A 24,370-nucleotide genomic window follows, 5' to 3' on the forward strand; every position below is an offset into this window, starting at 1 on the left:
TGGGTGGGGTGACGGTTTCCGCGACGCCATCGAACCGGTCATGTTGCGGGGCTATGGGGTGATTCGCACCCCGCTACGGGCCGCCAGGCGTGAGGAGCTCCACGGAGCGGCTCACCGGGGGCTCACGGGGGAGCTCCCGGTGAGCTCGCCGGGGGGCTCGCCGGGGGAGCTCACCTCGGGGTGAGGCCGTAGAGGGCGTACTCGACGAGTTTGTCCGCGTACGCGTGGCTCAGCGGCTGGGTGCGCAGCAGCCAGCGGTGGGCGAGCGGGCCGACGAAGAGCTCCAGCGCGACGCGCGGGTCGATGCCGGGGCGGACCTGGCCCTGCTCCCGGGCGGCGGCCAGGCGCCTGACGTACAGCTGGAGCTGCGGTTCCAGCAGCTGCTCGACGAACTGGGCGCCGAGTTCGGGGTTGACCACGCCCTCGGCGGCGAGGGCGCGCGAGGGGGCCTCGTACTTGGGGTCGTTCATCTCGTCGACCGTGGCCCGCAGCACGAACTTGAGGTCGGCCTCCAGGTCGCCGGTGTCCGGGATCCCGCTGTCCGCGTCGCCCCCGAGCGCCTCGTTGGCCTGGACGCCGAGGTCGACGAAGGCCTCCAGGAGGACGGCCGCCTTGGAGGGCCACCAGCGGTAGATGGTCTGCTTGCCGACCCCGGCGCGGGCGGCGATGCCCTCGATGGTGGTCTTGGCGTAGCCGACCTCGCCGACGAGGGCGAGGGCGGCGTCGTAGATCGCGCGGCGGGAGCGTTCGCTGCGGCGCGTGGAGTCGGGTGCCTTGGTCTCAGCCATGCGTCCAATCTACCAGTGGCGCGAGGCGAGACGTATCGTCTCTTGACAAGACGAGACGTCTCGGTTCATCCTTGAGGTACGTCAGCGAGACGGACGGACAACGAACCGAAGGAGCCCACCCATGACCCGTGGTGGAAACGGAAACCTGCTCGGCGTCGGCGGCACGCGCCGGAAGCTCTCCCGCGAGGCGCTGCGCGGCAGCGGCCGCGGAGGCGTCGGCCGGGGCGTCGATCCGGTCGCGCAGAAGCGGGAGTTGCTGCGCAAACTGAAGGAAGGACGTATGGCACCCGGCGCTTGACGAGCGCCGCCGTGAACTCACCCGTACGGTCCACTGCGCGAAGGCCCCTCACGGCGCACCATGGCTTCCACGCACACACCGTGCGCCTGCCGTCCGTGAGGAGCCTTCCTTGCCTCGTGACGCATCACCTCGCCGCTACCTGATGTGCCCACCCACGCACTTCAAGGTGACGTACTCCATCAACCCCTGGATGGACCCCGCGAAACCGGTCGACCTGCCGCTCGCCCTCACCCAATGGGAAGACCTGCGCGACCGGTACCAGGCGCTCGGCCACACGGTCGAGCTGCTGGAGCCCCGGATCGACCTGCCCGACATGGTGTTCGCCGCCAACGGCGCCACCGTCATCGACGGCCGGGTGCTCGGCGCCCGGTTCGCCCACGCCGAACGCGCCGCCGAGGCCGCCGTCCACCGCGCGTGGTTCCGGGCCCACGGCTTCACCGACGTCCGCGAACCCGACCATGTCAACGAGGGCGAGGGCGACTTCGCCGTCACCGCCTCGTACATCCTGGCCGGGCGCGGTTTCCGCTCCAGCCCCCTGTCGCACGACGAGGCGCAGGAGTTCTTCGGGCGGCCGGTGATCGGCCTGGACCTGGTGGACCCCCGCTACTACCACCTGGATACGGCCCTGTGCGTCCTGGACGACGCGGCCGACGAGATCATGTACTACCCCGGCGCGTTCTCCCCCGGCAGCCGCTCGGTGCTGCGCCGGCTGTTCCCCGGCGCGCTGATCGCCGAGGAGGACGACGCGGCGGCGCTCGGGCTGAACGCGGTGAGCGACGGCAGACACGTCCTGCTGCCACAGGCCGCGGTGGGGCTGTTCCGGCCACTGCGCGAGCGCGGCTTCGAGCCGATCGCCATGGATTTGGGCGAACTGCTCAAGGGCGGTGGCAGCGTGAAGTGCTGTACGCAGGAGCTGCGCGCCTGACGCACGGAGGGCCGGGCCCGTATATGGGCCCGGCCCTCCGTGCGCGCCGGTCCGCGCGGTCAGTCGTCGAGCTTGATGCGGAACCGGGCGATGTCGCCGTGGAAGGTGACCTCGGCCTGTCCCTCGGCCTCCACGTACTTCCCGGTGCCGCCGGTCACCGCGGAGAGCCCGCCGTGCGGGTGGCGGCCGAAGCGGTCGATGGTGTCGCTCAGGCTGATGCTGCCGTCGTCGGTGCGCAGCACGCGGTGGCACAACGCGACGTAACCGTGGCGCGTCAGGTCGACGGCGCTGCAGCGCGCCGAGGCGTCACCGATCTTCTTGCCGGGCCGGCCGTTCTTGTTGGTGTACAGGTGGGAGTGGACGGTCCAGTCGGCACCGACGCGCAGGCGCTCCGGCTTGCTGTCGGACTGCTTGACCGCGAGCCAGTCGAGCACCTTCACCGAGTCCTTCGGCGCGTCCTTGGGCGTGGGCTTGGGTGCCGCCTCGGCGGTGAAGGTCAGGGCGGTGGTGGCGAGCATCGCGGACGCGGCGGTCAGCACGCAGGCGGTGAGTCGGCGCGAGCGGGTGCGCAGCAAGGGAACCTCCAGGGAGTGAGGGGCTGGAACGAGCCCACCTCAACTCCACGAAGGCGCCCTGGGCAATTGCCACGGGCACGACGTCACCCGCGTGGTCGCCCACTGTCACCCCGTCAGCCCGTCAGCGGGGCGGCCACTCGTCCCCCCAGGCGGCGTCGCGGGCCGCCTTGTAGAGCGTGCCGTGCCGCTTGGTCACCGTGTCGCGGCGCAGCCCGTCGTCCTCGGTGCACAGGTCCAGCAGGACCTGCCCCTTGCGGATCTGCGGCTTGCGGATCACCCGGGCCGTGGCGGGGGCCACGGGGAACCGGGTCGCCACGACATAGGCGAACTTCTCGTCCTCGTACGCGAGTGAGCCCCCCTTCACCTGGCGGTGGAGGGAGGAGCGGCTGACCCGGGCGGCGAAGTGGCACCAGTCGGTGCCCGGCTCGATGGGGCAGGCGCCGCTGTGCGGGCAGGGCGCGGCGACCGTCAGCCCGGCCGCGATCAGCAGGTCGCGGGCGGCGATGATCCGGGCGTAGCCGTCGGGGGTGCCGGGTTCGACGATCACGACGGCCTGCGCGGCGCGGGCGGCCTCGGTGACGACGGCGGTGCGGTCCTGCTCGGTCAGCTCGTTGAGGACGTACGACACGGTGACGAGGTCGGTGCTCTCGATGCGGAGCGCCGCACTGATACGGGAGCGCTGCCACGCGGCGGCCTCCAAAGACGGGATCCCCGACGCGGCGGCCAGCTCGCGGCCCAGCGCCAGCGCCGGCTCGGCCCAGTCCAGCACGGTGGTACGCGCCGTCGCGTCCCACGCCTCGGCGACCGCCCAGCTCGCCGCGCCCGTCCCGCCGCCGATGTCGGTGTGCCTGCCCGGCACCCACTCCGGCGCCGCGTCCCGCAGCGCCGCCAGCGCCGCCCGTACCGCCTCGAACGTCGCGGGCATCCGGTACGCGGCGTAGGCGGCGACGTCGGACCGGTCGCGCAGCACGGGCGCGCCCGTCGGGACCGTCCCGCGGTAGTGGGCGATCAGCCGGTCGACTGCCTGCGCCGCCTGCGTCGGCGGCAGCCCGTCGAGCAGCCCGGCGAGGGCACCGCGCAGGGCGTCGGCGGTGGAGAGGGAGGCGTTCACCGATACATGGTAGGCGGGCGACGCGCGGTCGCGGCCGGGCGCGGTGGGCGGCCGGGCGCGGTGGGCGAGCGGGCGCGGTGGGCGGGCGCAGCCGCGGGCACGGGCGGGGCGCGGGCGGGCGGGCGCGGTAGGCGGGCGGGCGCGAGCGCGGTAGGCGGCACGGCGCGTCGGGCGCGCAGGCGGGGCAGGCGCGGTGGGCTGGCGGGCGCGGTAGGCGGGGCGACGCGGGCGGGCGGGCGCGGTGGGCGGGCGCAGCCGCGGGCACGGGCGGGGCGCGGCGCGGGCGGGGCGCGGGCGGGCGGGCGGGCGCGTAACTGCTCGGTGGCGGGCGGTAGTTGCTACGCTGGCCGCCCGTCGGCCGGGTGGGGGGACCATGAGACAAAGGATCGTGCGCATGGCCCTGGTGGCCGGCGTGGCCGTCCTGGCCGTCCTGGCCCTGCTGATCCTGCTCGCCACGTGGGGAACCGACGACAAGCGCCCCTCGGCGACGCCCGGGAAAGCCCGGAAAGCCGGCGCCGCGCCCGTGACCCGGCTCACCGTCCCCGACGCGTACGACACCTCCCGCGGCTGGGAGATCACCGGCGTCTCCCCCGAGTACGTCATCGCCCGCACCACCGGAGTGATCGCGTACCTGGAGCGGGTCGACGACACCCGGTTCCGCCTCCGCACCCTCGACGCGCGCACCGGCCGCCACGGCTGGGCGGGCCGGCCCTGGCGGCCGCTCGGCGACCCGGAGAGCTTCCCCGGCCTGCTGGCGCTGGCCAAGGAGGACCGGCAGTTCTTCGTGACCTGGTCGTACGGCAGGACCGGCGACGACCCGCTCACCACGGCCGGCAGCTTCGTGTCGCTCGACGTGTACGACGCGGCCGACGGCACCCGGCAGCGGGTGGAGGTGCCCTGGGCGGACGTACCGATAGTGACCGGCACCGGCCCGGGCGTGCTGATCAGCGACGGGCGGACGAGGAGCGCGGTCGTCGCACCGGACACCGGCGAGGTGAGCACGGTCCCGCCGCAGCGCCTCGGCCACCCCAAGGGCTGCGCGGAGTGCCGGCGGCTGACCGCCGTGCGCGGGGTGACGTCCAAGGGCCTGCTGGTGAGCGGTGCGCGGGGCTTCTGGGTGCCGGGCGGCTGGTTCAGCCGCGACCGGGCCCCGGCCGGCGCCGACCCGACGAGCGGGGTGCCCGCCTCACTGACGTCCGGGCACGTGCTGGCGCGGTGGCAGCAGAAGAAGGGCGCGGCGCGGGCGGCCACGCACGACATCTGGGCGGTCCACGAGGCACGGACGGGCAGGCCGCTGGTGAAGGCGGAGTGCCGCAGGCCGGCGATCGAACCGGGCGAGTATCCGCAGGCGGTGGTGTCGCCGGGCGGCCGGTACCTGATCGCCGGGAGCCTCGCCTTCGACCTGGACGCGCGGACCGGCCGCTGCTTCGAGGAGCCGGACGGTTCCACTCCGCTGACGCTGACCACCGTCACGGACGGGGGCGTGGCCTACGGCGCGGGCGGTGCCCGCAGCGCGGCGGACGCCCTGGCCGGCGGGGGCAGCCCGGTGGCGGTGGACCTGGCGACCGGGGTGCCCGAGGCGCTGGCGCCGAGCGTGCGGCTGCCGGCGGCGGAGGTGGCCGGGGTGGGCGTCTTCCGCTGGACGGACGCGCGGGACCGCGTCCACCTGACCGGTTACGCGCCAACCGCCTGACGCCGCCAGGGACGGCACAGGCCCACGAAGCAGGCGACGGCGCCCAGCGCGCACACCAGCTGGACCACGGCCATCGGGACCGCCGTCGCCTCGCCCGCGATGCCGACGAGCGGTGAGGCGACCGCGCCGACCAGGAACGACGACGTACCGAGCAGCGCGGAGGCCGAACCGGCCGCGTGCGGGGTGCGCATCAGGGCCTGGGCGCTGGTGTTGGGCAGCGTCACGCCCATGGCCGACATCAGGACGAACAGCCCGGCCGCGACGGGCACCAGCCCCACGTCGCCGAAGACCCCGCTGGTCATCAGCAGCAGCGCACCGGCCGCCAGGGCGATCACCACCAGGCCGAAGCCGAGCACCTTGTCCATGCTCACCCGGCCCACCAGCAGCTTGCCGTTGATCTGGCCGACCGCGACGAGCCCGACCGAGTTGATGCCGAACAGCAGGCTGAAGGTCTGCGGCGAGGCCCCGTAAATCTCCTGAACGACAAATGGACTGGCCGATATGTAGGCGAAGAGGGCGGCGAAGGCGAGACCGCCGGCCAGCATGTAGCCGGAGAACACCCGGTCGGCGAGCAGCCCGCGCATCGTGCGCAGCGCCTCGCCGACCCCGCCGCTGTGCCGCTTGGCGGGCGGCAGCGTCTCGCCGAGCCACTTCCACACGACGAGGGTGAGCAGGACACCGACCAGGGTGAGGACGTGGAAGACCCCGCGCCAGTCGGTGATCCGGAGGATCTGGCCGCCGATGAGCGGGGCGACGATCGGGGCGACTCCGGAGATCAGCATGAGGGTGGAGAAGAACCGGGCCATCTCGACGCCGTCGTACAGATCACGCACCACGGCCCGGGCGATCACGATGCCCGCCGCGCCCGCGAGGCCCTGGACCAGCCGGAAGGCGATGAGCAGTTCGGGGCTCGGCGCCAGGGCGCAGACGGCGGTGGCGGCGATGTAGAGGAGCATGCCGACGAGCAGCGGTCGGCGGCGCCCCCACTTGTCGCTCATCGGCCCGACGACGAGCTGGCCGAGCGCCATGCCGGTGAGGCAGGCGGTGAGGGTCAGCTGGACGGTGGCGGCGGGCGCGTGCAGGGCCTGGGTGACCTCCGGCAGGGCCGGGAGGTACATGTCCATGGACAGCGGCGGCAGCGCGGTGAGCCCACCGAGGACGAGCGTCACGAGCAGCCCCACGCGCCGCGCGGCGACGGGGCCCGTGCCCTCGGCGGCGGGCGGGGCGGTGGGGGCCCCGGTTCCGGTGCCGGGGCCAGGAGGGTCGTCGGCCCCGGTGCGGGGGCCAGGAGCGTCGTCGGCCCCGGTGGGGGCCGGAATGGCGGCCTTCGGGCGCTCGGTCGGTATGTGTCCTGGCGTACTCGGGCCGCTTTCCGGCATCTCATCTCCCTCGTGAGGTCCGGCCCCATGCTCTCAGCTCCCCCACAATTGTTGAAACCTCAATTGCGGGGGCTGGGCAGGGGCGGAACGTGCGGCGGGCGTGCCGCCGCCGAGGGCCGGGTCACACCGGCTTGAGGCCCGGGTCGCCCGCCTCCGTCACGAACGAGGCGGCCGTGGTGACGGGCGCGCCGGGCGTCGTCACGTGGGAGACCGTCCGGTAGTCGGCGCGCGCCCGCTCGCCGGTCAGGGTGACGGTCACATAGCCGCGCCGCCCGTTGTAGAACTTCAGGTGCGGGTTGGCGCGGGTGAGGTTGTCCCAGTTGGCGGGCCGGTCGGCGCCGTCCTTGCCGCTGGCGATGGACGTGGCGACGATCTCGGTGCCGACGGTCCGCGAGGCCGGGTCGTCGAAGTCGGCCTTGAGGTCGAAGGCGTACCCGACGTGGACATCGCCCGTCAGGACGACGAGGTTCTCGATCCCGGCCGCCGCCGCGCCGTCCAGGACGCGCCCCCGGGAGGCGGGGTAGCCGTCCCAGGCGTCCATGGACAGCTTGAAGTCGGGGGTGGGGACGTTGCGCCGCTGGGCGAAGGTGACCTGCTGCGGTACGACGTTCCACACCGCGTCCGACTCCTGCCACCCGTCGAGCAGCCACCGCTCCTGCTCGGCGCCGGTCATGGTGCGCGAGGGGTCCTCGGACTCGGGCCCGGGGGTCTGCCAGCCGTCTCCGTAGGCCTGGTTGGAGCGGTACTGGCGGGTGTCGAGGATGTCGAACTGCGCGAGCCGCCCGAAGCGCAGCCGCCGGTACAGCCGCATGTCGGGGCCGGTCGGCCGCTGCGGGGCGCGCAGCGGCTGGTTCTCCCAGTACGCGCGGTACGCGGCGGCGCGGCGCAGCAGGAACTCCTCGGGCGGTACGCCGTTCTCCGGGATCCCGCCGGCGTAGTTGTTCTCCGTCTCGTGGTCGTCCCAGGTCACGACGAACGGGTGCGCGGCGTGCGCGGCCTTCAGGTCGGGGTCGGACTTGTACAGGCCGTAGCGCAGCCGGTAGTCCTCCAGGGTGATGGTCTCGCGGTTGAAGTGGGCGGGGAGCTGCCGGTCGGTGTAGTTGCGGGCGCCGCCGGTGGCGCCCACGGCGTACTCGTACAGGTAGTCACCGAGGTGGAAGACGGCGTCCAGGTCCTCGTCGGCGAGGTGCCGGTAGGCCGTGAAGTAGCCGTCGTGGTACGCCTGGCAGGAGACGGCGGCCAGCTTCAGCTCACCGGCGCGGGCGCCGGGGCGGGGCGCGGTGCGGGTGCGGCCCGTCGGGCTGATCCAGGTGCCGGCGCGGAAGCGGTAGTAGTAGACACGGTCCGTGCCGAGGCCGGGCACCTCCACGTGGACGCTGTGGTCGAGCTCCGGGTGGGCGGTGGCCTGCCCGCGTCTGACGATCCGGGCGAACCGGGCGTCGTGGGCGAGCTCCCAGCGGACCTGGACCCGGGCCCGGGGCATGCCGCTGCCGGGCTCGTACGGGCGGGGCGCGAGGCGCGTCCAGAGCAGGACGGAGCCGGGCAGGGGGTCGCCCGAGGCCACGCCGAGGGTGAACGGGTCCTCGGTGATCCCCCGGGCGTCGGCCTCGGCGGCGTGGGCGGTGCCCGGCAGGTTCACCGAGAAGGCGAGGGCGGCGGCGGCCCCGGTGACGGTGAGAAAGCCGCGGCGGCCGAAGTGGCGGGCGGCGGCGCGGAGTTCGGGCGAGTGGTGGGCGCTGGACCGGTCTGCGGGTGTCATGGACCCCTCCCCTGATGGCGTCTGTCAGGGGCATCTCAGTAGCACTGGTTGTCGGGTACACAACATCCATATGTCGGCCACATGAGTTCCGCGTGCCGGACTCTCCCGTACGCTGCGGCCTCATGAGCGCAGCACACGGGATCGCGGTGGTGACGGGGGCCGGCTCGGGCATCGGCCGGAGCGTGGCGCTTGCCCTGGCGGAGGACGGCTGGGCCCTGGCCCTGGCCGGCCGCCGGGCGCAGCCCTTGGAGGAGACGGCGGCCCTCGCCGGGGTGGACGCCCTGTGCGTCCCGACCGACGTCACGTCGCCGGACGCGGTGACGGCCCTGTTCGCGGCCGTACGGGAGCGCTTCGGCCGGGTGGACCTGCTGTTCAACAACGCCGGCAGCTTCGCGGGGGGCGGCACGCCGGTCGAGGACCTGGACCACGACACATGGCGATCCGTCGTCGACGTCAACCTCACCGGCGCGTTCCTGTGCGCGCAGGCGGCGTACCGCCAGATGAAGGACCAGTCGCCGCAGGGCGGCCGCATCATCAACAACGGCTCCATCTCGGCGCACGTGCCCCGGCCGCACTCGACCGCGTACACGGCGACCAAGCACGCCATGACCGGCCTGACGAAGTCCCTGTCCCTGGACGGCCGCCCCTACCGCATCGCGTGCGGCCAGATCGACATCGGCAACGCGGCGACGGACATGACGCAGCGCATGGAGACCGGCATCCTCCAGGCCAACGGCCAACTGGCGGTCGAGCCGGTCATGGACGCGGCCGACGTGGCCCGCACGGTCGCCCACATGGCGGCGCTGCCGCTGGAGGCCAACGTCCAGTTCGCCACGGTGCTGGCCACGACGATGCCGTACATCGGCCGCGGCTGACCTCGCCGGGGGCGGGGACCTGCTTCACGCCTGGCCCGTCTCGAAGCGGCTCACCTTCCCGCCCTCCACCACGAACCGCCACGCCGTGCGCATCTCGCCCCAGGTGTCGTTGCGGTACCGGGCGATGAGGGAGAGGCCGTCGGCCTGCTCCGACTCGACGTCCAGGTGCCCGTTGGCGGAGAAGACCTCCCGCTCGGCCCACTGCCGGAGGTCCCGGTCGGAGCCGTCGTCGGACATGGTGGCACCCGGCGTGAGCGCGGCGTAGAACGCCTGCTGGTCATTGGCGTTGAGCGCCATGACGAAGGCGCGTACGGTCGGGTCGGTGAGCTGGTCCACGGGGACGGTCATGCTGTCTCCTTCGGTACGGGTACCGGTACGGGTACGGGGGTGCCTCACCCGTACACCCGCGTACCACGCTCCCCGTGGACCTTGCGCCGCCCGTGGCGTGTCAGTCCTTCGCCTCGGCGACGTGCGAGAACCAGCGCTCCGTCTCCTCGGCGCCCAGCACCCGCTCCAGCACCAGGTCGCCGGCCATCCCGGGGAAGAACCGCCCCGCCGCCCAGCCCCGCTGGTACGGCGGCGGGTCCAGGACCAGCAGGCGGGCGCCGTCGACGACCGGGATGTCGGACGGGGTGCCCTCGTTCCAGATCCAGCCGCCGTCCGCGCCCACCAGGTTGAACGAGCCGACCGTGTCGACCTGTCCGGGGGCGTCCCGGCACACGGCGACCTCCTGCGCGGACGGGGCGTCGCCCGGCAGGTGCAGGCCGCCGATGAGCGCGCCGGCCAGCAGGGTGTGGAGCTGGAAGTTGTCGCCCATGCCGGTCATCCGCATCGCGTATCCGGTACGGGTCTCCCGGTGCAGGACGACCAGTGGCTCGTCGTCGAGGACGCGCAGCGCGTACACCAGACACCTGAAGGTGTGGTCGGAGGCGTCCTGGACGCGCTCCGCGAGCGCGAGCAACTCCGCCTTGCCGGGCACCTGCTGACGTACCGCCTTGGAGTTCAGCATGGCGAGCGCGGCCATCTCCCACTGCGGGAGCGACCACCAGCCCATCGCGGCCTCGAAACCGGTCCGGTCGACGATCTCGTCGGTCAGCTCGTCGGCCTCGGGCTCCGGCAGGTCCCCGCCGCCGGTGGCCGCCCACCGCTCGCAGAACGCCTCGGCGGCCTCGAACCCGTCCCGTACGCCGCCGAGCACACCCGGCGCGCACGCCACCGCGTCGGCACCGCGCTCGACACACGCCCCGATGATCACGGCGACCACGGCCCGCGGCCCGGGCGGCACTTCGGCGAGCAGCGCGGCCAACCGGGGTCCGGCGGCCAGGAATTCATCGTCCCGGGCCTGCCCGTACGTCTTGTGCAGGCTCGCGTAGGCGCCTTCGGCACCGTCCGCGTCATGGGCCCGTACGGCCGTCTCGAACGCGTCGACGGCCCGCAGGAACCCGTCCTTCCCGAATATCATCCGGGCACCCTATCCAAACGGGTGAACGGGTGAACGGCCGAGTGCCGGGCTGATCGCGGGAGCGCCGAGGTGAACGGCCCGAGTGCCGGCCTATCGCCGGAGTGCCGGGTTGATGCCCGAGTGCCGGGCCGACCGCCGGGTTCGTCAGCCGCCGGAGGACAGCACGCGGCCGAAGAAGTCCTGCCGCATGGCGCGCTTCGCCAGCGCGAGGGTCTCCTCGGCGACCTCGTTCGCCCGGCTGGTTCCCTTCCGCAGCGCCTCGATGACCTCGCCCGGCTCCGCCTCGTACTGCCGGCGGTTCGTCCGGAGCGGCTCCAGGAAATCGTTGAGGGCCTCTTTCCAGCCACACCGCTCATGCCTGCCGGATGGTGTGCGAGACAACCTCCGCGATATTCGTTTCCCCAGGTCGAACCCGCGACTGTTCGCTGGTGGATCTTCTGGTGTTCGACGGTGAAACGGGAGTTTCTCCTATCCCGCGGGTCACTTCTCCCACCGTACGCGTGATGAACAGTGGTGTTCCGCGGCCGGTCTGCTCTGCAATCCTCGCTAATGATCCTGGGCGGATACGGGCATCCCAGCCCATGAGCGGAGACTCCCGTGGACATGCGCTACGAGGCCTTTTGCCTTACGGACTCCCTCTTCTACGACACCCCCGCACGCGCCGGCGACACCGCCGCCGACAGCGACGGCGACGGCGACTTCGAGCAGACCCGGTGTCCGGTTCCCGATACATGGGTGCGTGAGGACCTCGACGACTGGGTGGTCCTCCACCCCGACGGCGCCGAGTTGCCCCCGCAGGGGTGGAAGGTCCATGTATCGGCGTGCCTCGACAACGCGGAGGAGATCCTCGGCGCGGTGTGGGACTACTGCATCGCCCGGCGGATCTCCTTCAAATTCCGCCCCGGCCTCGACGCACTGCTCAACGCCAACATCAAATACGCGCCCCGGGGCGCGAGCGGGAAGTTCGTGACGATCTACCCGGCCGACGAGGCCCGGCTCAAGGACGTCCTCACCGACTTGGACGGCGTCCTGCACGGCCGGCCCGGTCCGTACATTCTCAGCGATCTGCGCTGGGCGTCAGGGCCCCTGTACGTCAGGTACGGGGGCTTCGTCAGGCGGTACTGCGTCTCCCCCGACACGGGTGAGACGGTGCTGGCCGTCGAGGACGCGTCCGGCCGGCTCGTGCCCGACCTGCGCAAGCCGGTGTTCGAGGTGCCCGAGTGGGTGACGCTGCCCGGCTTCCTGGAGCCCCACCTCGCCGCACGGGCCGGGACGACCGTCGCCGACCTGCCGTACCGGATCGAAAAGGCCCTGCACTTCTCCAACGGCGGCGGCCTGTACGCCGGTAGGGACACCCGCACCGACGAGCGCGTGGTGCTGAAGGAAGCGCGGCCGTACGCGGGGCTCACGGAGGACGGTGCGGACGCGGTCAGCAGGCTGCACCGCGAGCGGGAAACGCTGGAACGGCTGGCCGGCCTCGACTGCGTACCGGCGCTTCGGGACCACTTCGTCCTGGGTGAGCACCACTTCCTGGTCGAGGAGTTCATCGAGGGGCAGCCGCTCACGGACCTCTTCCGTGAGCGGTACCCCCTGACGTCCTCGGAACCGGACGACCCGGAACCGGACGACACCGCTGCCGTCGCCTACACCTCCTGGGCCGTCGACCTGGCGGGCCGGGTGGAGCGGGCGGTCACCGCGGTGCACGACCGGGGCCTGGTCATCGGTGACGTCCACCCGTCCAACATCCTGGTCCGCCCCGATGGCCGGGTGGTGCTGATCGACTTCGAGGTCGCGGCGGACCCGGCGGAGGGACGGCCACAGACCCTCGCCGCTCCCGGGTTCCAGGCCCCGGACGAACTGACCGGGTTCGACATCGACCGCTACGCCCTGTCCTGCCTGCGCCTGCACATGTTCATGCCGCTGACCCAGCTGATCGACCTGGACCAGGCCAAGGCGGCGCAGCTCGCCAGAGAGGCCCGCCAGTCGTTCCCGGTACCCCGCGCGTTCCTGGACGAGGCGGTATGGTTCATCACCGGAAGCGACAGCCGTACGCCTGCCGACGGCACCGAGCCGCGGCTGGACGCCGACCACGACGGCTGGCTGCGCGCCCGGGACTCCCTGGCCGCCGCCATCCTGGCCGCCGCCACACCGGACCGCGACGACCGGCTCTTCCCGGGCGACATCGAGCAGTTCGGGGCGCCGGGTGGCGGCCTGGGCGTCGCGTACGGAGCGGCCGGGGTGCTGTACGCGCTGGACGTGACCGGCGCCGGGCGCCACCCGGGGCACGAGGAGTGGCTCGTGCGGCGGGCCCTCAGCCCTGAGCCGGGCGCCCGCATCGGCTTCTACGACGGCCTGCACGGCGTCGCCCATGTGCTCGACCGCCTCGGCCACCGCGACGAGGCCCTGAAGGTCCTCGACATGAGCGCCGACGACGACCAGTGGGAGGCACTGGGGCTCGACCTGCACGGAGGGCTCGCGGGCATCGGCCTGAACCTCCAGCACTTCGCGGCGGTCACCGGCGAACCCGTGATCCACGACGCCGCCATGAGCGTCGCGCAGCTCGTCGCCGACCGGCTGGGCCCCGCCGACGGCATACCGGAGACCAGCGGCGGCCAAAACCCGCACGCCGGACTGATGCGCGGCTCCTCGGGGCCCGCCCTGCTGTTCCTCCGGCTGTACGAGCACACCGGCGACCCGGCGTTCCTCGACGTGGCCGCCACGGCCCTGCGCCGGGACCTGCGCCGCTGCGTCGTCCGCAGAAGCGGAGGGATGCAGGTCAATGAGGGCTGGCGTACCGTGCCGTACCTCGCCGAGGGGAGCGTGGGGATCGGCCTCGTCCTCGACGACTACCTGGCCCACCGCCAGGACGAGCAGTTCACGGCGGCAGCGGCCGAGATCCGCAGGGCGGCCTCGGCACAGTTCTCCAGCCAGCCGGGAATCTTCAGCGGCACGGCCGGGATGATCCTCCACCTCAGCCGCGCGTATCCCGTCGGCACGGCCGCCGAGCGGGACCCCGTGGTCGCCGGCCATGTGCGCCGCCTTTCCCGGCAGGCCCTCACCTACCAGGGCCACCTGGCCTTCCCCGGTGAGGCACTCATGCGGCTCTCCATGGACCTGGCCACCGGCAGCGCCGGCGTGCTGCTCGCCCTCGGCGCCGCCCTCCACCACGCCCCCGTGCAACTCCCGTTCCTGCGCTCCCCGTCGGCCGACGGGGAGCGGCACACAGCCGAACCATCGGATCTCGCGAGGAAGGGAGGTGACATGACATGACACTCCTCGATCTGCAAGGTCTGGAAACGCCGGGCCCGGAGACCGCCACGCACGGCGGCTCAAACACGTCGTCGACCAAGAGCTGCCGCGGAGGTGGCATCGGCGTCGGCGTGAGGGTCAGGCTCGGTCTCAAGATCAGGCTCGGGCACTGACGAAAAGGGCGGGGACGCCTCCGCGCGTCCCCGCCGTACCCATCCTGTCCCGCGACGGACCGCATGACCGACACCGCACACGCCCGGGAGGAGCCCATGGACCGACACTCCGCGAACCGTCTGCTGCTCGCGGCAGCTCTGCGGGGCGGCCCCTGGGTGGGCGTCATGCTGGTCACGTCGCTGCTCATCACTGGTGCCGGCGTCGTACTGCCGGCCGTCATGGGCCGCACCCTCGACGCCGTCCTCGGCGGACAGGACTCGGCACCGTGGCTGGCCCTGACCGGCGCGCTGATCTTCGTCCTGGTGGTCGCCGACGCGCTGGACGACTACGTGGGCGAGATGACCGAGGCCCGCTCCACCGCGTGGCTGCGCCACACGCTGCTGGGGCACATCCTCGCGCTCGGCACCCGCGCCACCCGCCGCTTCGACCCGGGTGACCTGGTGAGCCGGCTCGTGGGCAACGCCTCCCAGACCGGGCAGGTCGCATCGGGCATGGTGTGGGCCTTCATGAACCTCGTGCCCCCGATCGGCGCCATCGTCGCCCTGGCGCTGATCGACCCGTGGCTCTGCCTCACCTTCCTCGTCGGCCTGCCCGTCCTGGCACCTCTGGTCCGCGCCTTCATCCGCGACATCTCCGACCTCAACGACCGCTACTTCGACACACAGGGCAGGATCGCGGCACGGCTCACCGACGCCCTGACCGGAAGCCGCACGATCGCCGCGGCGAAGACCGTGGACCGCGAGGCGCGCCGCGTGCTCGCCCCGCTGCCGGAGCTGCACCGGCACGGCATGGGGATGTGGCGTTCCCTCGCCCGGATGTCGGCCCGGGAGGATCTCGTCGTCCCCCTGGTCATGGTCGCCGTGATCGCCGTGGCCGGCCTGGAACTCACCCGCGGGCGCATCACGCCCGGAGAGGTGCTCGCGGCCAGTCAGTACGTGGTCATGGCCACCGGCATCGGCTCGGTGGTGGGGACGCTCAACCAGCTCGTCCAAGCGCGCGCGACGGCCGGGCGGCTCGCCGAGGTGCTCGCCGAACCGCCCGTGGAGTACGGCTCCGATCACCTGCCCGAGGGCCGGGGACGGCTGGAGTTCCGGGGCGTCACGGTACGCGCGGGGGACGACACCGTCCTGGAGGACCTCGACCTGACCGTGCCGGGAGGCGCCCTGGTCGCCGTCGTGGGGCGCTCCGGGTCCGGCAAGTCGCTGCTGGCCGCGCTGGCCGGGCGGCTCGTCGACCCCGACGAGGGCGAGGTGCTGCTGGACGGCGTGCCGCTGCGCCGCGTGGACCGGGGTGAACTGCGGCGAGCGGTGGGTTACGGCTTCGAACGCCCCGTACTGCTGGGTGAGACCTTCGCCGACGCGATCGGGTTCGGGCCTCGTACCCCGACCACGGAGGAGCTGGTGGCGCACGCCGAGGCGGCCCGGGCGGACGCGTTCATCCGGCACATGCCCAACGGCTACGACACCCGGCTCGCCGACGCCCCGATCTCCGGCGGGGAGGCACAACGTGTGGGGCTCGCCCGGGCGTTCACGCAGGCGGGGCGTGTGCTCGTGCTCGACGACGTCGCCGCCAGCCTCGACACCGTGACCGAGCACCACATCAGCCAGGTGCTCACGGGCGCCCTCGCCGACCGCACCCGGCTCATCGTCACGCACCGGGCCTCCACCGCCGCCCGGGCCGAACTCGTCGTCTGGCTCGCCGACGGCGGGGTCCGCGCGCGTGGGCGGCACCATGACCTGTGGGCGGACCCCGGCTACCGCGCCGCGTTCCGGGCGGACGCCCTTCCCGAACGGGAGCCGCTGACCGCGGACGTGGGAGGTACGCGGTGAACGGGCGGGCCGGCGAGATCCTGCGCTCCTCGCTCCGCCGGCGGCGCCGTGAGTACGTGCGGCTGACCGGCTGGTCGCTGGTGCAGGCAGTGCCGGCCTTCCTGTCCGGCCTCGCCGTCGCCCGCGCCGTCGACCAGGGGTTCCTGGCCGATCGGCCCGGCGTCGGCTTCGCCTGGCTGGGCGTGCTGGCGGGCGCCTTCGTCGTCGGGGCATGGGCGACCCGGCACGCCGTCCTGGGCCTCGCCGCACTGATCGAGCCGTTCCGGGACGAGCTGGTCACCCTCGTGACCACCGGCACGCTGCACCGCTCGACCCGGCCGGGCGGGACCGCCGACACCGCCGGTGTGGCACGCCTGACCGAGCACGTGGAGATCGCCCGGGAGGCGTACGGGGCGGTCGTCATGTTCGTCCAGGGCTTCGCCGTCACGGCGGTGACCGTGCTGCTGGGCCTGGCGACCCTGGACCCCGCCTTCCTCGTCCTGGTCCTGCCACCGCTCCTCCTCGGGCTCGGGCTGTTCCTGGCGGCGCTCCGGGCGCTGGCCGCGAGGCAGCGGGCCGTCATCCTGGCCAACGAGCGCATCTCGGAGACCGCGAGCGCGGTGACCGGCGGGCTGCGGGACGTGATCGCGTGCGGTGCCGAAGAGCGCGTCCGCGCACGGACCGGCGCCTCGGTCGACGCCACCGCACGGGCCACCCGGAGCCTGGCACGGCTCACCGCGCTGCGGACCATCGCCCTGGGGATCGGCGGCTGGGTGCCGCTCGTCCTCATCCTGGCCGGGGTGCCCTGGCTCGTACGCAATGGCGTGACGGCGGGAGCGGTCCTGGGAGCGCTCACCTACGTGTCGCAGAGCCTGACCCCGGCGATGCAGGACTTCGTCGAGGAACTCGGGAGCAGCGGGCTGTGGCTGCTGGTCACCATCGGCCGGATCGCGGAGGTCGCCACCGGCGCGGTGGCACCCCCCGGCGCGCCCGCCCCGGCCCTGCCGCCGTCCGGCCCAGGGCCGGAGCCCGAGGCCGGGGCCGTCGCGGAGCCCGACCGGAGCCCGCCCATACCGCCACCGGGGGCTCCCCCGACGTACCAGCCCCACCCGTCGCCCCCGGCGCGCCCGCGCGACTCCCGCGTCGAGCTCCACGGGGTCACCTTCGGGTACGCCCGGTCCGCCGAGCCGGTGGTCCAGGATCTCGACCTCGAACTGCGCCCCGGCGAACACCTCGCCGTGGTCGGCCCGAGCGGTGCCGGCAAGTCCACCCTCGCCGCGCTGACCGCGGGGGTCCTCGCCCCGCAGGCCGGGCAGGTCCGCCTCGGCGGCGTACCGGTCCTGGCCCTGGACGGCGAGGACCTGGCCCGGCACCGGGTGCTGATCCCGCAGGAGGCGTACGTCTTCGCCGGCACCCTCCGGGAGAACCTCACCTACCTGGCCCCCGGCGCCGCCCCGGCGGAGGTGGAGTCGGCCGTCCGCGCCGTCGGGACCGCACCGCTCGTCGAGCGGCTGGGCGGCTACGACGCGCCGCTGGACCCGCAGGGGCTGTCGGCCGGCGAGCGCCAGCTCATCGCCCTGGCCCGGGCCCTTCTCCCGGCTCCACGACTGGCCTTGCTGGACGAGGCGACCTGCCACCTCGACCCGGTCGCCGAGGCGGTCGCCGAAGAGGCCTTCGCCCGCGGCCCCGGCACCCTGATGGTCGTCGCCCACCGCATCAGCTCCGCGCTGCGGGCCGACCGGGTCCTGGTCATGGACGGTACGCGGGTCAGCCTCGGCACCCACGACGAGCTGATGGCGGGCTCCGCGCTCTACCGCGACCTCGTCGGCCACTGGGACGGGAAGGACCCGTCCACGGTCACACCCAGCCCGACTCCCGCGCGATCCGGATCGCGTCGATCCGGTTCCGCGCCCCGGCTTTCCTGGTGATCGCCGACAGGTGGTTGCGGACCGTGGCCACGGACAGCGACAGCCGCTCGGCGATCTCCCCCGTGGGAGTGCCGTCCGCGGCCATCCGCAGCACCTCCACCTCCCGCGGAGTCAGCGGATTGTCCCCCGCGTCCAGCGCGACCAGCGCGAACTCCGGGTCGATGAACCGCTGCCCCCGCACCAGCTTGCGTACGCCGTGGACCAGGCGGTCCGCCGGGGCGTTCGTACTGATGACGCCGGCGGCGTGCAGGTCGAGCATCCGGCGTAGACGTTCGGGTGTCGGCGAGGCCATCATCAGCAGCATCCGGCAGTCCGGCAGCCGCGCCGTCAGCTCACCCTTCGCGGCGAACTCCTCGCCCTCTTTGCAGTCGACGTCGATCACGGCCACGTCCGGCCGGCACAGCATCGCCCTCGCGACGAGTTCCCCGTCCCCCTCCGCCTCGGCGACGACATCGATGTCCTCCTCGCGGGAGAGGAGAGCCGCGAGCGCCCCCCGCACGAGGCGGGTCTTCCCGACGAGAAGAACACGGATCAATGTCGCTCCCTGCGGCCGGTTGCCAGACCTGGCCCCGAACATGATTATCCCCGCCCCGCCCGGGATTTTCAGTTCGGCGGTGGGGCCGGCCGACTGGTACGGGCCGTGAATCCGTGTCCAGCCAGCGCCTGGCCCCGGCAGTGCGAAACTACTGCCGGGGCCAGGCGGGCCAGGTCGGCGAGCGATCAGAGGTACGGGGTCAGACCTGTGGGTCCCGGGAGGTCACCACGCGGGTGCGCCGCACTTGCCGCCCTGGAGGCAGGCCCTGAAGTTCAGGCCCTTGAGGCCCCTGTAGTCACCGCTGAAGGTGCCGCCCTTCGCGGCGGTGCGTATGGTCGTCCAGCCCTTCCCCTGCCACTTGGCCTGGAGCAGCACGTACTTCTTGTCCTTGGGGGCGTGGTCGTAGAACGTCCCCCAGAAGCTGCCGTAGTAGCTCTTGCCGTTCGCGCTGCTGTGCCAGGTCCACTTGACGCGAACGGAACCGGCTCCGTTGCTGGTCCTCAGCGTCCGGTCGGCCGACCCGGAACCCGCCGCCCGGACGTCGCCGCTGTCGGCCGGCGCGGCCGCGGCCGGCTGGACGACGGAGTGGGCCGCCGGCGTGGTCAGGGCCACGGCCGAGGGCGCTGTGGCACCGCTCGTAGCCGTGACGGCCCCGGCGGTGAGTGCGAGCGCCGCGAGCTTCGTACGCGTGTTCATGGCTGCGTTCCTCTCCGGCCACGGTCCGGCGTGCCCCCGTCGGGTCCTGCTTCCCGGGCCGTGGTCCTGGTGTGGTGCAACGATGCCCAGCCCGGTCCACGGGGGGCCACAGCCGGCCGCCGGTGTGGGAGCACACGGGACGTCCCACGCCCTGACCTGCTGGGACGGAGTGCGGGATGGGACGTGGGGAGACGGGGAGGGGCCGCCCTCCATGCCCTCAGCCGGTAAAGCACTCCTCCCGGCCGCTCGACGCTGCCTTGAGGCACACGCGGACTCCCGTCGTGCCCGTGCCGGTGTCGGAGGACATCGGGGTCGACAGATACCTCCCGGCTTCGGGGCTTGCTTCGGCCGTCACGTACTGGAACCGCCCGTCGGCCAGGAGCAGTTCGACCCGGTCACCCGCTTCGAGGCCGGTGGCCCGTACCCACAGGGCGCGACAGACTTCGGCGTGCCGCAGTTCCAGGCGGCGGCCGCCGGAAGCGGTGCGCCTGGCGAGGGTCTGGACCATCCCGCTGCCGCCGCATCCCATGTCCACGGGGTTCAGGCCTTCGCAAGCCTCCGCGGTACACCCGGGGTTACGTACCGGGGGCTCCGCGGTGGCCCTCGGTGGGTCCTGCCGCGTCCCGGCCATCGATACCCCGAGCACGGCCAGGAACAGCGCCACGGCAGCGCCGGCGAACACTGCCCACCGTCCCCGACGCGCGGCGGGCTTCCCGCCCGGAGCGGTGACCGACTGCGCCGATGGGACAGCGCTGCCCGGGTGCTGCCCCCGGCCGCTCCACGTGGCGTCGGCGAGTTCCCACAACGCGAGCAGCGGTTCGGCGGGTTCCCGCGTGATCCGGCAGAGCGCCTCGACTGCCCCACGCGGTACGGGTTTCTTCCCGTTGAGGTACCGCTCCCAGGACGACTTGCTGTACGGAGTACGGGCGGCCAGCGCCGCCATGCTCAAACCGCTCCGCTCCCGCGCCCGGCGCAGCTCGGTCACCAGTTCCTCGCACGCGGCACTGGTGATCATCGACGCAGCTCCCCCCAGGTGTCCGGGCCGATGATTCCGTCCACGACCAGGCCGTGCTTGGCTTGGAACGCCTTTGTGGCCGCTTGGGTCCGCTCGTCGTAGAGCCCGTCGAAGGCCTTGGGGTCGAAGCCGTGTTCGCGGAGCAGGCACTGTGCTTCCACCACATCGAAACCGGTGCTGTTGATGTCGAGCAGCATCGCGCGGGTGTCGCTGTGGCCGGCTCGCAGTTCCCCGTTCCCGCGCTGGATGTCGCAGCGGTACGTCTGACCGCGCAGATAGCCGGTGGTGGCGGCCCGGGTGCCGGCTGTCGTCACCGGAGCGTCGTCGTCCCAGGCGCCTGCTGTCATCAGCCCGGCGCCGAAGGACACCGCCACAGCGGCGATTGCCGCCGCCAGCGTACGTCGCATGGGCAAGGTACGCGCCGGACGGGGCTCGCGCAGTGCCGGAGAGGTGGACGGCCCGGACGGTGCCGGCTCACCCGGCCCGCCGCCTTTCCGTGTGCGTGCGGCGACTTGGTGCAGCACCACGAGGCGGGTCGGGTCCGTGCCGCATACCTGGGCCAGCTCTTCGACCGCCTCACGGGGCACGGGCTGCTTTCCGTTCAGGTACCGCTCCCACGAAGAGCGGCTGTAGCCGGTCCTGTTGGCGAGCGCGGCAAGACTCAGACCGCTGCGGTCCTTCAGACGTCGTAACTGGACGAGCAACTGACGTTCGCTGTCGTCGAGCGCCGCGGGCAGTTCCTTCCATCGGGACATGAGCAACTCCCCCTGTTGGTCAGTTCCATGCGTTCAACGACTTCCACACGCGCGGCTGCGCGACCGGTTGCACCGATGCGCGATCCGGACACGTCCCAGCGGGCCTTCGACCGCGCGGCACCCCCTGCGGGGTGTGACATGGATCACCTGGTTGCCGCATCACTCCTGGTAGACCGACTTTATGTGATGAACCGATGACTGTCTGTATGAAAATCTTGGGCCGACGTGTAACTCCAGAGGGGTGCCGGATCGGTGTGAAGGCAGAACAAGCCGTTGTTCCGCCCGTACGGCAACGTCGCCGCCGGGCTCCGATCCTGGATCAAGAAGGAGGCTTCGTGGGGCCCACTCGGACCCGGTACACGCACGGCTCGGCCTGCGTCTATCGGATGACCACCGCGTGCTCCGGAGCCGTCGAACGGCCTGCCGCCCGCACCGCCTCGCAGGTCCGCTCCACCCTCGGTCACCAGGCCGACCTTCGGCCCGACCGGCCGATCCACCAGCACCGCCCGACCGTACTCCCGGCCTCCGGCAGCAGCCCGGTACCACGGAGGGGCCGATGAACGATCCGTTCGGCAAAGAACGCGACCTCGTCGGCCCCGACCCCGGCCAGCCGGGCCTCGACCCCCGCGGCGAGGAATTCTTCCGGGAGAACCTGGACACGTTCATGCGCATAGCCGCCTACCGCCTGCGCAACCTGCACGACGCCGAAGACGCCTTGATGGAAGCCATGGTCACGATGCACCGGCGGATCGAGCGGATCCTCGCGGCCTCGAAACCCATCGCACTCGCCACGAAGATCCTCAACGACGCGATCACCGACTACTACCGCAGCAGCGTGCGGATCACGAAGAACGAGCACCTCGTCGCAGAGATGCCCGCGGCCTCCGCCCTGACCGAACTGGGCCGCTATGACCGGCTCGACAGGGCCATGGAGGAACTGGAAGTCATCGCGCCGCAGCAGGCTCGGTGCGTTCAGATGTACGACCTCATCGGGCTGTCCTACGCCCAGACCGCCGAGATCCTCGGCATCACCCAGAGCGCTGCGAAGACCGCCGCGTGCCGGGGCCGTCAGCAGCTGACTCAGCCCATGCTCACGGAACTTCCCAAGGAGAAAGGGGACTCCTAATGCCGGAAGACCTTCTGAACCAACAGGCCGGGACCGTCCACGAAGAGACCGCTCGCAACGCCGGGAAACCCGGGCACACCCCGGACCAGCCGACCGAGAGGGACCAGCCGCGGGACGGAGCGGGAACGGAGGGCGCGATGAAGCTGATGACCCGCCAGGCCGAAGCGATCCGCGCGCAAGTCCTGCAGCACAGCACCGAGGACTTCATGCAGCGCCTGGCAGCACGGATCACCTCCGAAGCCCGGCGGCCGGCACGCATTCAGTACGCGCCCGCGGGCCCGGCCGTCGGCGCGCACGACCCTCACCCGGGCGAGACCACGGAGATCACCCAGCTGCCCGCACCGGCCGCCGGTCCTCTCCCGCGCACGCTGCGGCCGGACGGGCGGCCGCAGCCGCGGCGGCCACGGGTACGGCGCCGCCGCCCGACACCGATCAATACCTCCGATCCCGCCAAGAGCCAGTACCTCGCCTTCGGCTACGTCACCGAGCTGTGCAGCACAGTGCTGCGCTCAGCCGAGATCGACACCCTCGCCGCATTCGCGGCGGACTACGACGAAGCCGGAGCCCGCACCTTCGGGTGCCTGCTCTACAGCCTCGACAAGCGCGAGTCCGCGATGTACTGGTGGCGCTTCGCCGCCGGCGCCGGAGACCCCCTCGCCGCGCACCTGCTCGCCGCCCACCACGCGGCCACCGGCCCGAGCACGGACTCCCGAGCCTGGTGCGCCTTCTCCCGGATGCTCGGTTTCCGCGCTGACCGGCACGTACCCAAGCCGGTCCGCCACCGCACGGAACTCGCCGAGAACTTCGCCCGCGAGATTCCGATGCGCGACGAAACGCGGCTCTTCATGCGTTACGCGCACCTGCCACAGGGCCTCGCGGCCCGGTAACCCCATCTCTATCCACAGCGCCGCGCCCGGCCGGCACGCATACCGACCGGCGCGGAGGAGACATGCCCTCATGCACAACATCATCGAGAACGTCATCGCCGGCGTCATCGTCGTCGCCATCACCTGGCTGTCCGCCCGGGTCTGGACCCGCTGGCACCGCAAGGAGCACAGCGACTAGGACACCCGCTGCCCGGCACGGCCAAAGTCCAGGGGGACTGCAGGGCCCCAGGTACGGGCGGGCAACGCGGCCACATGCATGGTGGCCCCGACCAAGGAAAACCCTGGTCGGGGCCACCATGGCAGACGAGTCGGGCTGTACGCCGGGTTCTGTGCCCCGGGACCTCGCGGTCGTCGGGGCGACGGCCATCCATCTAGGACCGGCGTTGCCGCCGGCCTCGTGCGGTCTACCCGCGGACTCGGGCGAGCAGCCCTCAAACGTCCGCGCAGGGACACCGAGGTGTCCCCTCTTGACCTTGCTCCGGGTGGGGTTTACCTAGCTGCCCAGGTCACCCTGGGCACTGGTGGTCTCTTACACCACCGTTTCACCCTTACCGAGGACCGAGGTCCCCGGCGGTCTGTTTTCTGTGGCACTGTCCCGCGGGTCACCCCGGGTGGCCGTTAGCCACCACCCTGCCCTGTGGAGCCCGGACGTTCCTCGGGAAGATCCCCGGAGGGTCTCCACGCGGCCGTCCGCCCGGCTCGTCTGCCGTGCAGACCATGGTACCCGCAGCACTTCAGAGGAAGTCGGCGGTCTCCAGGTCGAAGCCGAAGGGCTCGGGGAGAGGCAGCGGCTTACCGAAGGGCATCGTGACGACCTGGCGGTAGTCCTCGCCCTCCGGGTCGCTGAAGAGCGTCACCGAGGACCCCTCACGGTCGACCAGCAGGTACAGCGGGATGCCGCCACGGGCGTAGCAGCGCCGCTTGGTCTCCCGGTCCCGCTGCGGCCGGGTGGAGGTCACCTCGACGACGAGCGCCACGCCGTCGCACGGCATCCAGGACTCCGCGCCCCGGAAGAGTCGCAGCTCGGCGGGGGCGAAGGTGCCGTCCGGGATCACGTGGCTCCTGGGGCAGCTTCCTCCGCTCGGCAGCTTCAGGCCCTTGTTGCCGGAGAACTGCATGCGGGTGCGGGAACGCCTGATCACCTGCTCCACGATCAGGCTGTTGTAGTCCTCGTGGTCCCCGTCCGGCGGCGGCGTCACGACAATCTCCCCCTCGATCAGCTCGGCTCGGAAGCCCTCCGGCGTCTCCAGCGCCAGGAAGCCCTCCAGCAGGTCATCCGCCTGCGTGAGCGGTGCATGTGCCATGGCAGTCATGTCACGCCCCTTCCTCGGT

General features: G+C 72.4%; 22 protein-coding genes, 1 other RNA gene and 1 pseudogene. 10 read left to right on the top strand and 14 right to left on the bottom strand.

Translation table 11 applies throughout. The features are described 5' to 3' along the window. Positions 1-170: 170 nt before the first annotated feature. Positions 171-788, bottom strand: coding sequence for a TetR/AcrR family transcriptional regulator (locus tag BKD26_RS08425; RefSeq protein ID WP_084897200.1), 618 nt, complete (start codon positions 786-788; stop codon positions 171-173). 121 nt (positions 789-909) lie between these two features. Between BKD26_RS08425 and BKD26_RS40165 the strand changes: the two genes are divergently transcribed. After that, positions 910-1,086, top strand: a complete 177-nt coding sequence (locus BKD26_RS40165) for a DUF6243 family protein (RefSeq protein WP_179166465.1) — start codon at positions 910-912, stop codon at positions 1,084-1,086. A gap of 103 nt (positions 1,087-1,189) precedes the next feature. Continuing rightward, positions 1,190-2,011: pseudogene (ddaH, locus tag BKD26_RS08430) on the top strand (dimethylargininase); the annotation flags it as partial. A 59-nt stretch (positions 2,012-2,070) separates the two neighbouring features. Here the strand turns inward: ddaH and BKD26_RS08435 are convergent. Both BKD26_RS08435 and BKD26_RS08440 read right to left on the bottom strand, forming a co-directional pair. Beyond that, positions 2,071-2,586 carry a hypothetical protein gene (locus BKD26_RS08435; RefSeq protein ID WP_084897202.1) on the bottom strand — a complete coding sequence of 172 codons (516 nt, stop codon included), beginning with the start codon at positions 2,584-2,586 and terminating at the stop codon, positions 2,071-2,073. A gap of 121 nt (positions 2,587-2,707) precedes the next feature. Further along, complete coding sequence (locus BKD26_RS08440) at positions 2,708-3,697, bottom strand: small ribosomal subunit Rsm22 family protein (protein ID WP_084897203.1); 990 nt, start codon at positions 3,695-3,697, stop codon at positions 2,708-2,710. Between the two features lie 394 nt (positions 3,698-4,091). Between BKD26_RS08440 and BKD26_RS08445 the strand changes: the two genes are divergently transcribed. Then, entirely contained in the window at positions 4,092-5,390 is a 1,299-nt protein-coding gene (locus BKD26_RS08445) for a hypothetical protein (protein ID WP_084897204.1), read from the top strand. On the opposite strand, the gene BKD26_RS08450 is transcribed toward BKD26_RS08445, so the two are convergent. Next, positions 5,372-6,769 (bottom strand): multidrug effflux MFS transporter, encoded by a 1,398-nt coding sequence (locus BKD26_RS08450; RefSeq protein ID WP_084897205.1) that lies wholly within the window; start codon positions 6,767-6,769, stop codon positions 5,372-5,374. The genes BKD26_RS08445 and BKD26_RS08450 overlap by 19 nt on opposite strands. A 121-nt stretch (positions 6,770-6,890) precedes the next feature. Continuing rightward, positions 6,891-8,528 (bottom strand): alkaline phosphatase D family protein, encoded by a 1,638-nt coding sequence (locus tag BKD26_RS08455; RefSeq protein WP_084897206.1) that lies wholly within the window; start codon positions 8,526-8,528, stop codon positions 6,891-6,893. A gap of 122 nt (positions 8,529-8,650) precedes the next feature. Here BKD26_RS08455 and BKD26_RS08460 point away from each other — a divergent pair, with 122 nt between their 5' ends. Continuing rightward, on the top strand, positions 8,651-9,403 hold the full coding sequence (locus BKD26_RS08460) for an SDR family oxidoreductase (protein ID WP_084897388.1): 753 nt from the start codon (positions 8,651-8,653) through the stop codon (positions 9,401-9,403). Positions 9,404-9,427: 24 nt separating this feature from the next. Here the strand turns inward: BKD26_RS08460 and BKD26_RS08465 are convergent, their stop codons facing one another. The 3 genes from BKD26_RS08465 to BKD26_RS08475 all read right to left on the bottom strand — a co-directional run bounded on the left by BKD26_RS08465 (position 9,428) and on the right by BKD26_RS08475 (position 11,246). Further along, the gene (locus BKD26_RS08465) at positions 9,428-9,751 is read right to left on the bottom strand and encodes a hypothetical protein (RefSeq protein ID WP_084897207.1); all 324 of its coding nucleotides are present in this window, start codon (positions 9,749-9,751) and stop codon (positions 9,428-9,430) included. Positions 9,752-9,851: 100 nt separating this feature from the next. Next, positions 9,852-10,865 carry a hypothetical protein gene (locus BKD26_RS08470; RefSeq protein ID WP_084897208.1) on the bottom strand — a complete coding sequence of 338 codons (1,014 nt, stop codon included), beginning with the start codon at positions 10,863-10,865 and terminating at the stop codon, positions 9,852-9,854. Positions 10,866-11,009: 144 nt separating this feature from the next. Beyond that, complete coding sequence (locus BKD26_RS08475; RefSeq protein WP_084897209.1) at positions 11,010-11,246, bottom strand: hypothetical protein; 237 nt, start codon at positions 11,244-11,246, stop codon at positions 11,010-11,012. A gap of 222 nt (positions 11,247-11,468) precedes the next feature. Here BKD26_RS08475 and lanKC point away from each other — a divergent pair, with 222 nt between their 5' ends. The 4 genes from lanKC to BKD26_RS08490 all read left to right on the top strand — a co-directional run bounded on the left by lanKC (position 11,469) and on the right by BKD26_RS08490 (position 18,024). After that, entirely contained in the window at positions 11,469-14,135 is a 2,667-nt protein-coding gene (gene lanKC, locus BKD26_RS08480; RefSeq protein WP_241518591.1) for a class III lanthionine synthetase LanKC, read from the top strand. Then, positions 14,132-14,287: a SapB/AmfS family lanthipeptide gene (locus tag BKD26_RS39025; RefSeq protein ID WP_107417792.1), complete on the top strand. Its 156-nt coding sequence runs from the start codon at positions 14,132-14,134 to the stop codon at positions 14,285-14,287. The genes lanKC and BKD26_RS39025 overlap by 4 nt, the downstream gene beginning before the upstream one ends. 96 nt (positions 14,288-14,383) lie before the next feature. Continuing rightward, the gene (locus BKD26_RS08485; protein WP_084897389.1) at positions 14,384-16,117 is read left to right on the top strand and encodes an ABC transporter ATP-binding protein; all 1,734 of its coding nucleotides are present in this window, start codon (positions 14,384-14,386) and stop codon (positions 16,115-16,117) included. Further along, on the top strand, positions 16,114-18,024 hold the full coding sequence (locus tag BKD26_RS08490) for an ABC transporter ATP-binding protein (RefSeq protein WP_084897211.1): 1,911 nt from the start codon (positions 16,114-16,116) through the stop codon (positions 18,022-18,024). Before BKD26_RS08485 ends, BKD26_RS08490 begins: the two co-directional genes overlap by 4 nt. On the opposite strand, the gene BKD26_RS08495 is transcribed toward BKD26_RS08490, so the two are convergent. From BKD26_RS08495 to BKD26_RS08510, 4 genes are all read right to left on the bottom strand, one after another. Continuing rightward, complete coding sequence (locus BKD26_RS08495) at positions 17,954-18,559, bottom strand: response regulator transcription factor (RefSeq protein WP_179166467.1); 606 nt, start codon at positions 18,557-18,559, stop codon at positions 17,954-17,956. The two genes, BKD26_RS08490 and BKD26_RS08495, sit on opposite strands and share 71 nt — an antisense overlap. A 222-nt stretch (positions 18,560-18,781) precedes the next feature. Beyond that, positions 18,782-19,255, bottom strand: a complete 474-nt coding sequence (locus tag BKD26_RS08500; RefSeq protein WP_084897212.1) for a hypothetical protein — start codon at positions 19,253-19,255, stop codon at positions 18,782-18,784. 217 nt (positions 19,256-19,472) lie between these two features. After that, complete coding sequence (locus BKD26_RS08505; protein ID WP_084897213.1) at positions 19,473-20,270, bottom strand: XRE family transcriptional regulator; 798 nt, start codon at positions 20,268-20,270, stop codon at positions 19,473-19,475. Beyond that, a complete protein-coding gene (locus BKD26_RS08510) occupies positions 20,267-21,025 on the bottom strand; it encodes a helix-turn-helix domain-containing protein (RefSeq protein ID WP_084897214.1) in 759 nt (252 codons plus the stop codon). Before BKD26_RS08510 ends, BKD26_RS08505 begins: the two co-directional genes overlap by 4 nt. A gap of 556 nt (positions 21,026-21,581) precedes the next feature. Between BKD26_RS08510 and BKD26_RS08515 the strand changes: the two genes are divergently transcribed. Both BKD26_RS08515 and BKD26_RS08520 read left to right on the top strand, forming a co-directional pair. Continuing rightward, the gene (locus tag BKD26_RS08515; protein ID WP_084897215.1) at positions 21,582-22,151 is read left to right on the top strand and encodes a sigma-70 family RNA polymerase sigma factor; all 570 of its coding nucleotides are present in this window, start codon (positions 21,582-21,584) and stop codon (positions 22,149-22,151) included. Beyond that, a complete protein-coding gene (locus BKD26_RS08520) occupies positions 22,151-23,038 on the top strand; it encodes a hypothetical protein (RefSeq protein WP_084897216.1) in 888 nt (295 codons plus the stop codon). The genes BKD26_RS08515 and BKD26_RS08520 overlap by 1 nt, the downstream gene beginning before the upstream one ends. A 300-nt stretch (positions 23,039-23,338) precedes the next feature. Here the strand turns inward: BKD26_RS08520 and rnpB are convergent. Together rnpB and BKD26_RS08530 are read right to left on the bottom strand one after the other, a co-directional pair. After that, an RNA gene (gene rnpB / locus BKD26_RS08525) (RNase P RNA component class A) lies at positions 23,339-23,740 on the bottom strand. Positions 23,741-23,772: 32 nt separating this feature from the next. After that, positions 23,773-24,351 (bottom strand): Uma2 family endonuclease, encoded by a 579-nt coding sequence (locus tag BKD26_RS08530; RefSeq protein WP_084897217.1) that lies wholly within the window; start codon positions 24,349-24,351, stop codon positions 23,773-23,775. Between the last annotated feature and the right edge of the window lie 19 nt (positions 24,352-24,370).

It is taken from the genome of Streptomyces sp. CB03238, from assembly GCF_002099185.1.
Classification (GTDB): domain Bacteria; phylum Actinomycetota; class Actinomycetes; order Streptomycetales; family Streptomycetaceae; genus Streptomyces.

What these genes read in the sequence shown, in the direction of transcription:
- BKD26_RS08425 (WP_084897200.1), bottom strand. Translation starts at nt 788, where the DNA reads ATGGCTGAGACCAAGGCACCCGACTCCACGCGCCGCAGCGAACGCTCC.
- BKD26_RS40165 (WP_179166465.1), top strand. Translation starts at nt 910, where the DNA reads ATGACCCGTGGTGGAAACGGAAACCTGCTCGGCGTCGGCGGCACGCGC.
- BKD26_RS08445 (WP_084897204.1), top strand. Translation starts at nt 4,092, where the DNA reads ATGGCCCTGGTGGCCGGCGTGGCCGTCCTGGCCGTCCTGGCCCTGCTG.
- BKD26_RS08450 (WP_084897205.1), bottom strand. Translation starts at nt 6,769, where the DNA reads ATGCCGGAAAGCGGCCCGAGTACGCCAGGACACATACCGACCGAGCGC.
- BKD26_RS08455 (WP_084897206.1), bottom strand. Translation starts at nt 8,528, where the DNA reads ATGACACCCGCAGACCGGTCCAGCGCCCACCACTCGCCCGAACTCCGC.
- BKD26_RS08460 (WP_084897388.1), top strand. Translation starts at nt 8,651, where the DNA reads ATGAGCGCAGCACACGGGATCGCGGTGGTGACGGGGGCCGGCTCGGGC.
- BKD26_RS08465 (WP_084897207.1), bottom strand. Translation starts at nt 9,751, where the DNA reads ATGACCGTCCCCGTGGACCAGCTCACCGACCCGACCGTACGCGCCTTC.
- BKD26_RS08470 (WP_084897208.1), bottom strand. Translation starts at nt 10,865, where the DNA reads ATGATATTCGGGAAGGACGGGTTCCTGCGGGCCGTCGACGCGTTCGAG.
- lanKC (WP_241518591.1), top strand. Translation starts at nt 11,469, where the DNA reads ATGCGCTACGAGGCCTTTTGCCTTACGGACTCCCTCTTCTACGACACC.
- BKD26_RS39025 (WP_107417792.1), top strand. Translation starts at nt 14,132, where the DNA reads ATGACACTCCTCGATCTGCAAGGTCTGGAAACGCCGGGCCCGGAGACC.
- BKD26_RS08485 (WP_084897389.1), top strand. Translation starts at nt 14,384, where the DNA reads ATGGACCGACACTCCGCGAACCGTCTGCTGCTCGCGGCAGCTCTGCGG.
- BKD26_RS08500 (WP_084897212.1), bottom strand. Translation starts at nt 19,255, where the DNA reads ATGAACACGCGTACGAAGCTCGCGGCGCTCGCACTCACCGCCGGGGCC.
- BKD26_RS08505 (WP_084897213.1), bottom strand. Translation starts at nt 20,270, where the DNA reads ATGATCACCAGTGCCGCGTGCGAGGAACTGGTGACCGAGCTGCGCCGG.
- BKD26_RS08510 (WP_084897214.1), bottom strand. Translation starts at nt 21,025, where the DNA reads ATGTCCCGATGGAAGGAACTGCCCGCGGCGCTCGACGACAGCGAACGT.
- BKD26_RS08515 (WP_084897215.1), top strand. Translation starts at nt 21,582, where the DNA reads ATGAACGATCCGTTCGGCAAAGAACGCGACCTCGTCGGCCCCGACCCC.
- BKD26_RS08520 (WP_084897216.1), top strand. Translation starts at nt 22,151, where the DNA reads ATGCCGGAAGACCTTCTGAACCAACAGGCCGGGACCGTCCACGAAGAG.
- BKD26_RS08530 (WP_084897217.1), bottom strand. Translation starts at nt 24,351, where the DNA reads ATGACTGCCATGGCACATGCACCGCTCACGCAGGCGGATGACCTGCTG.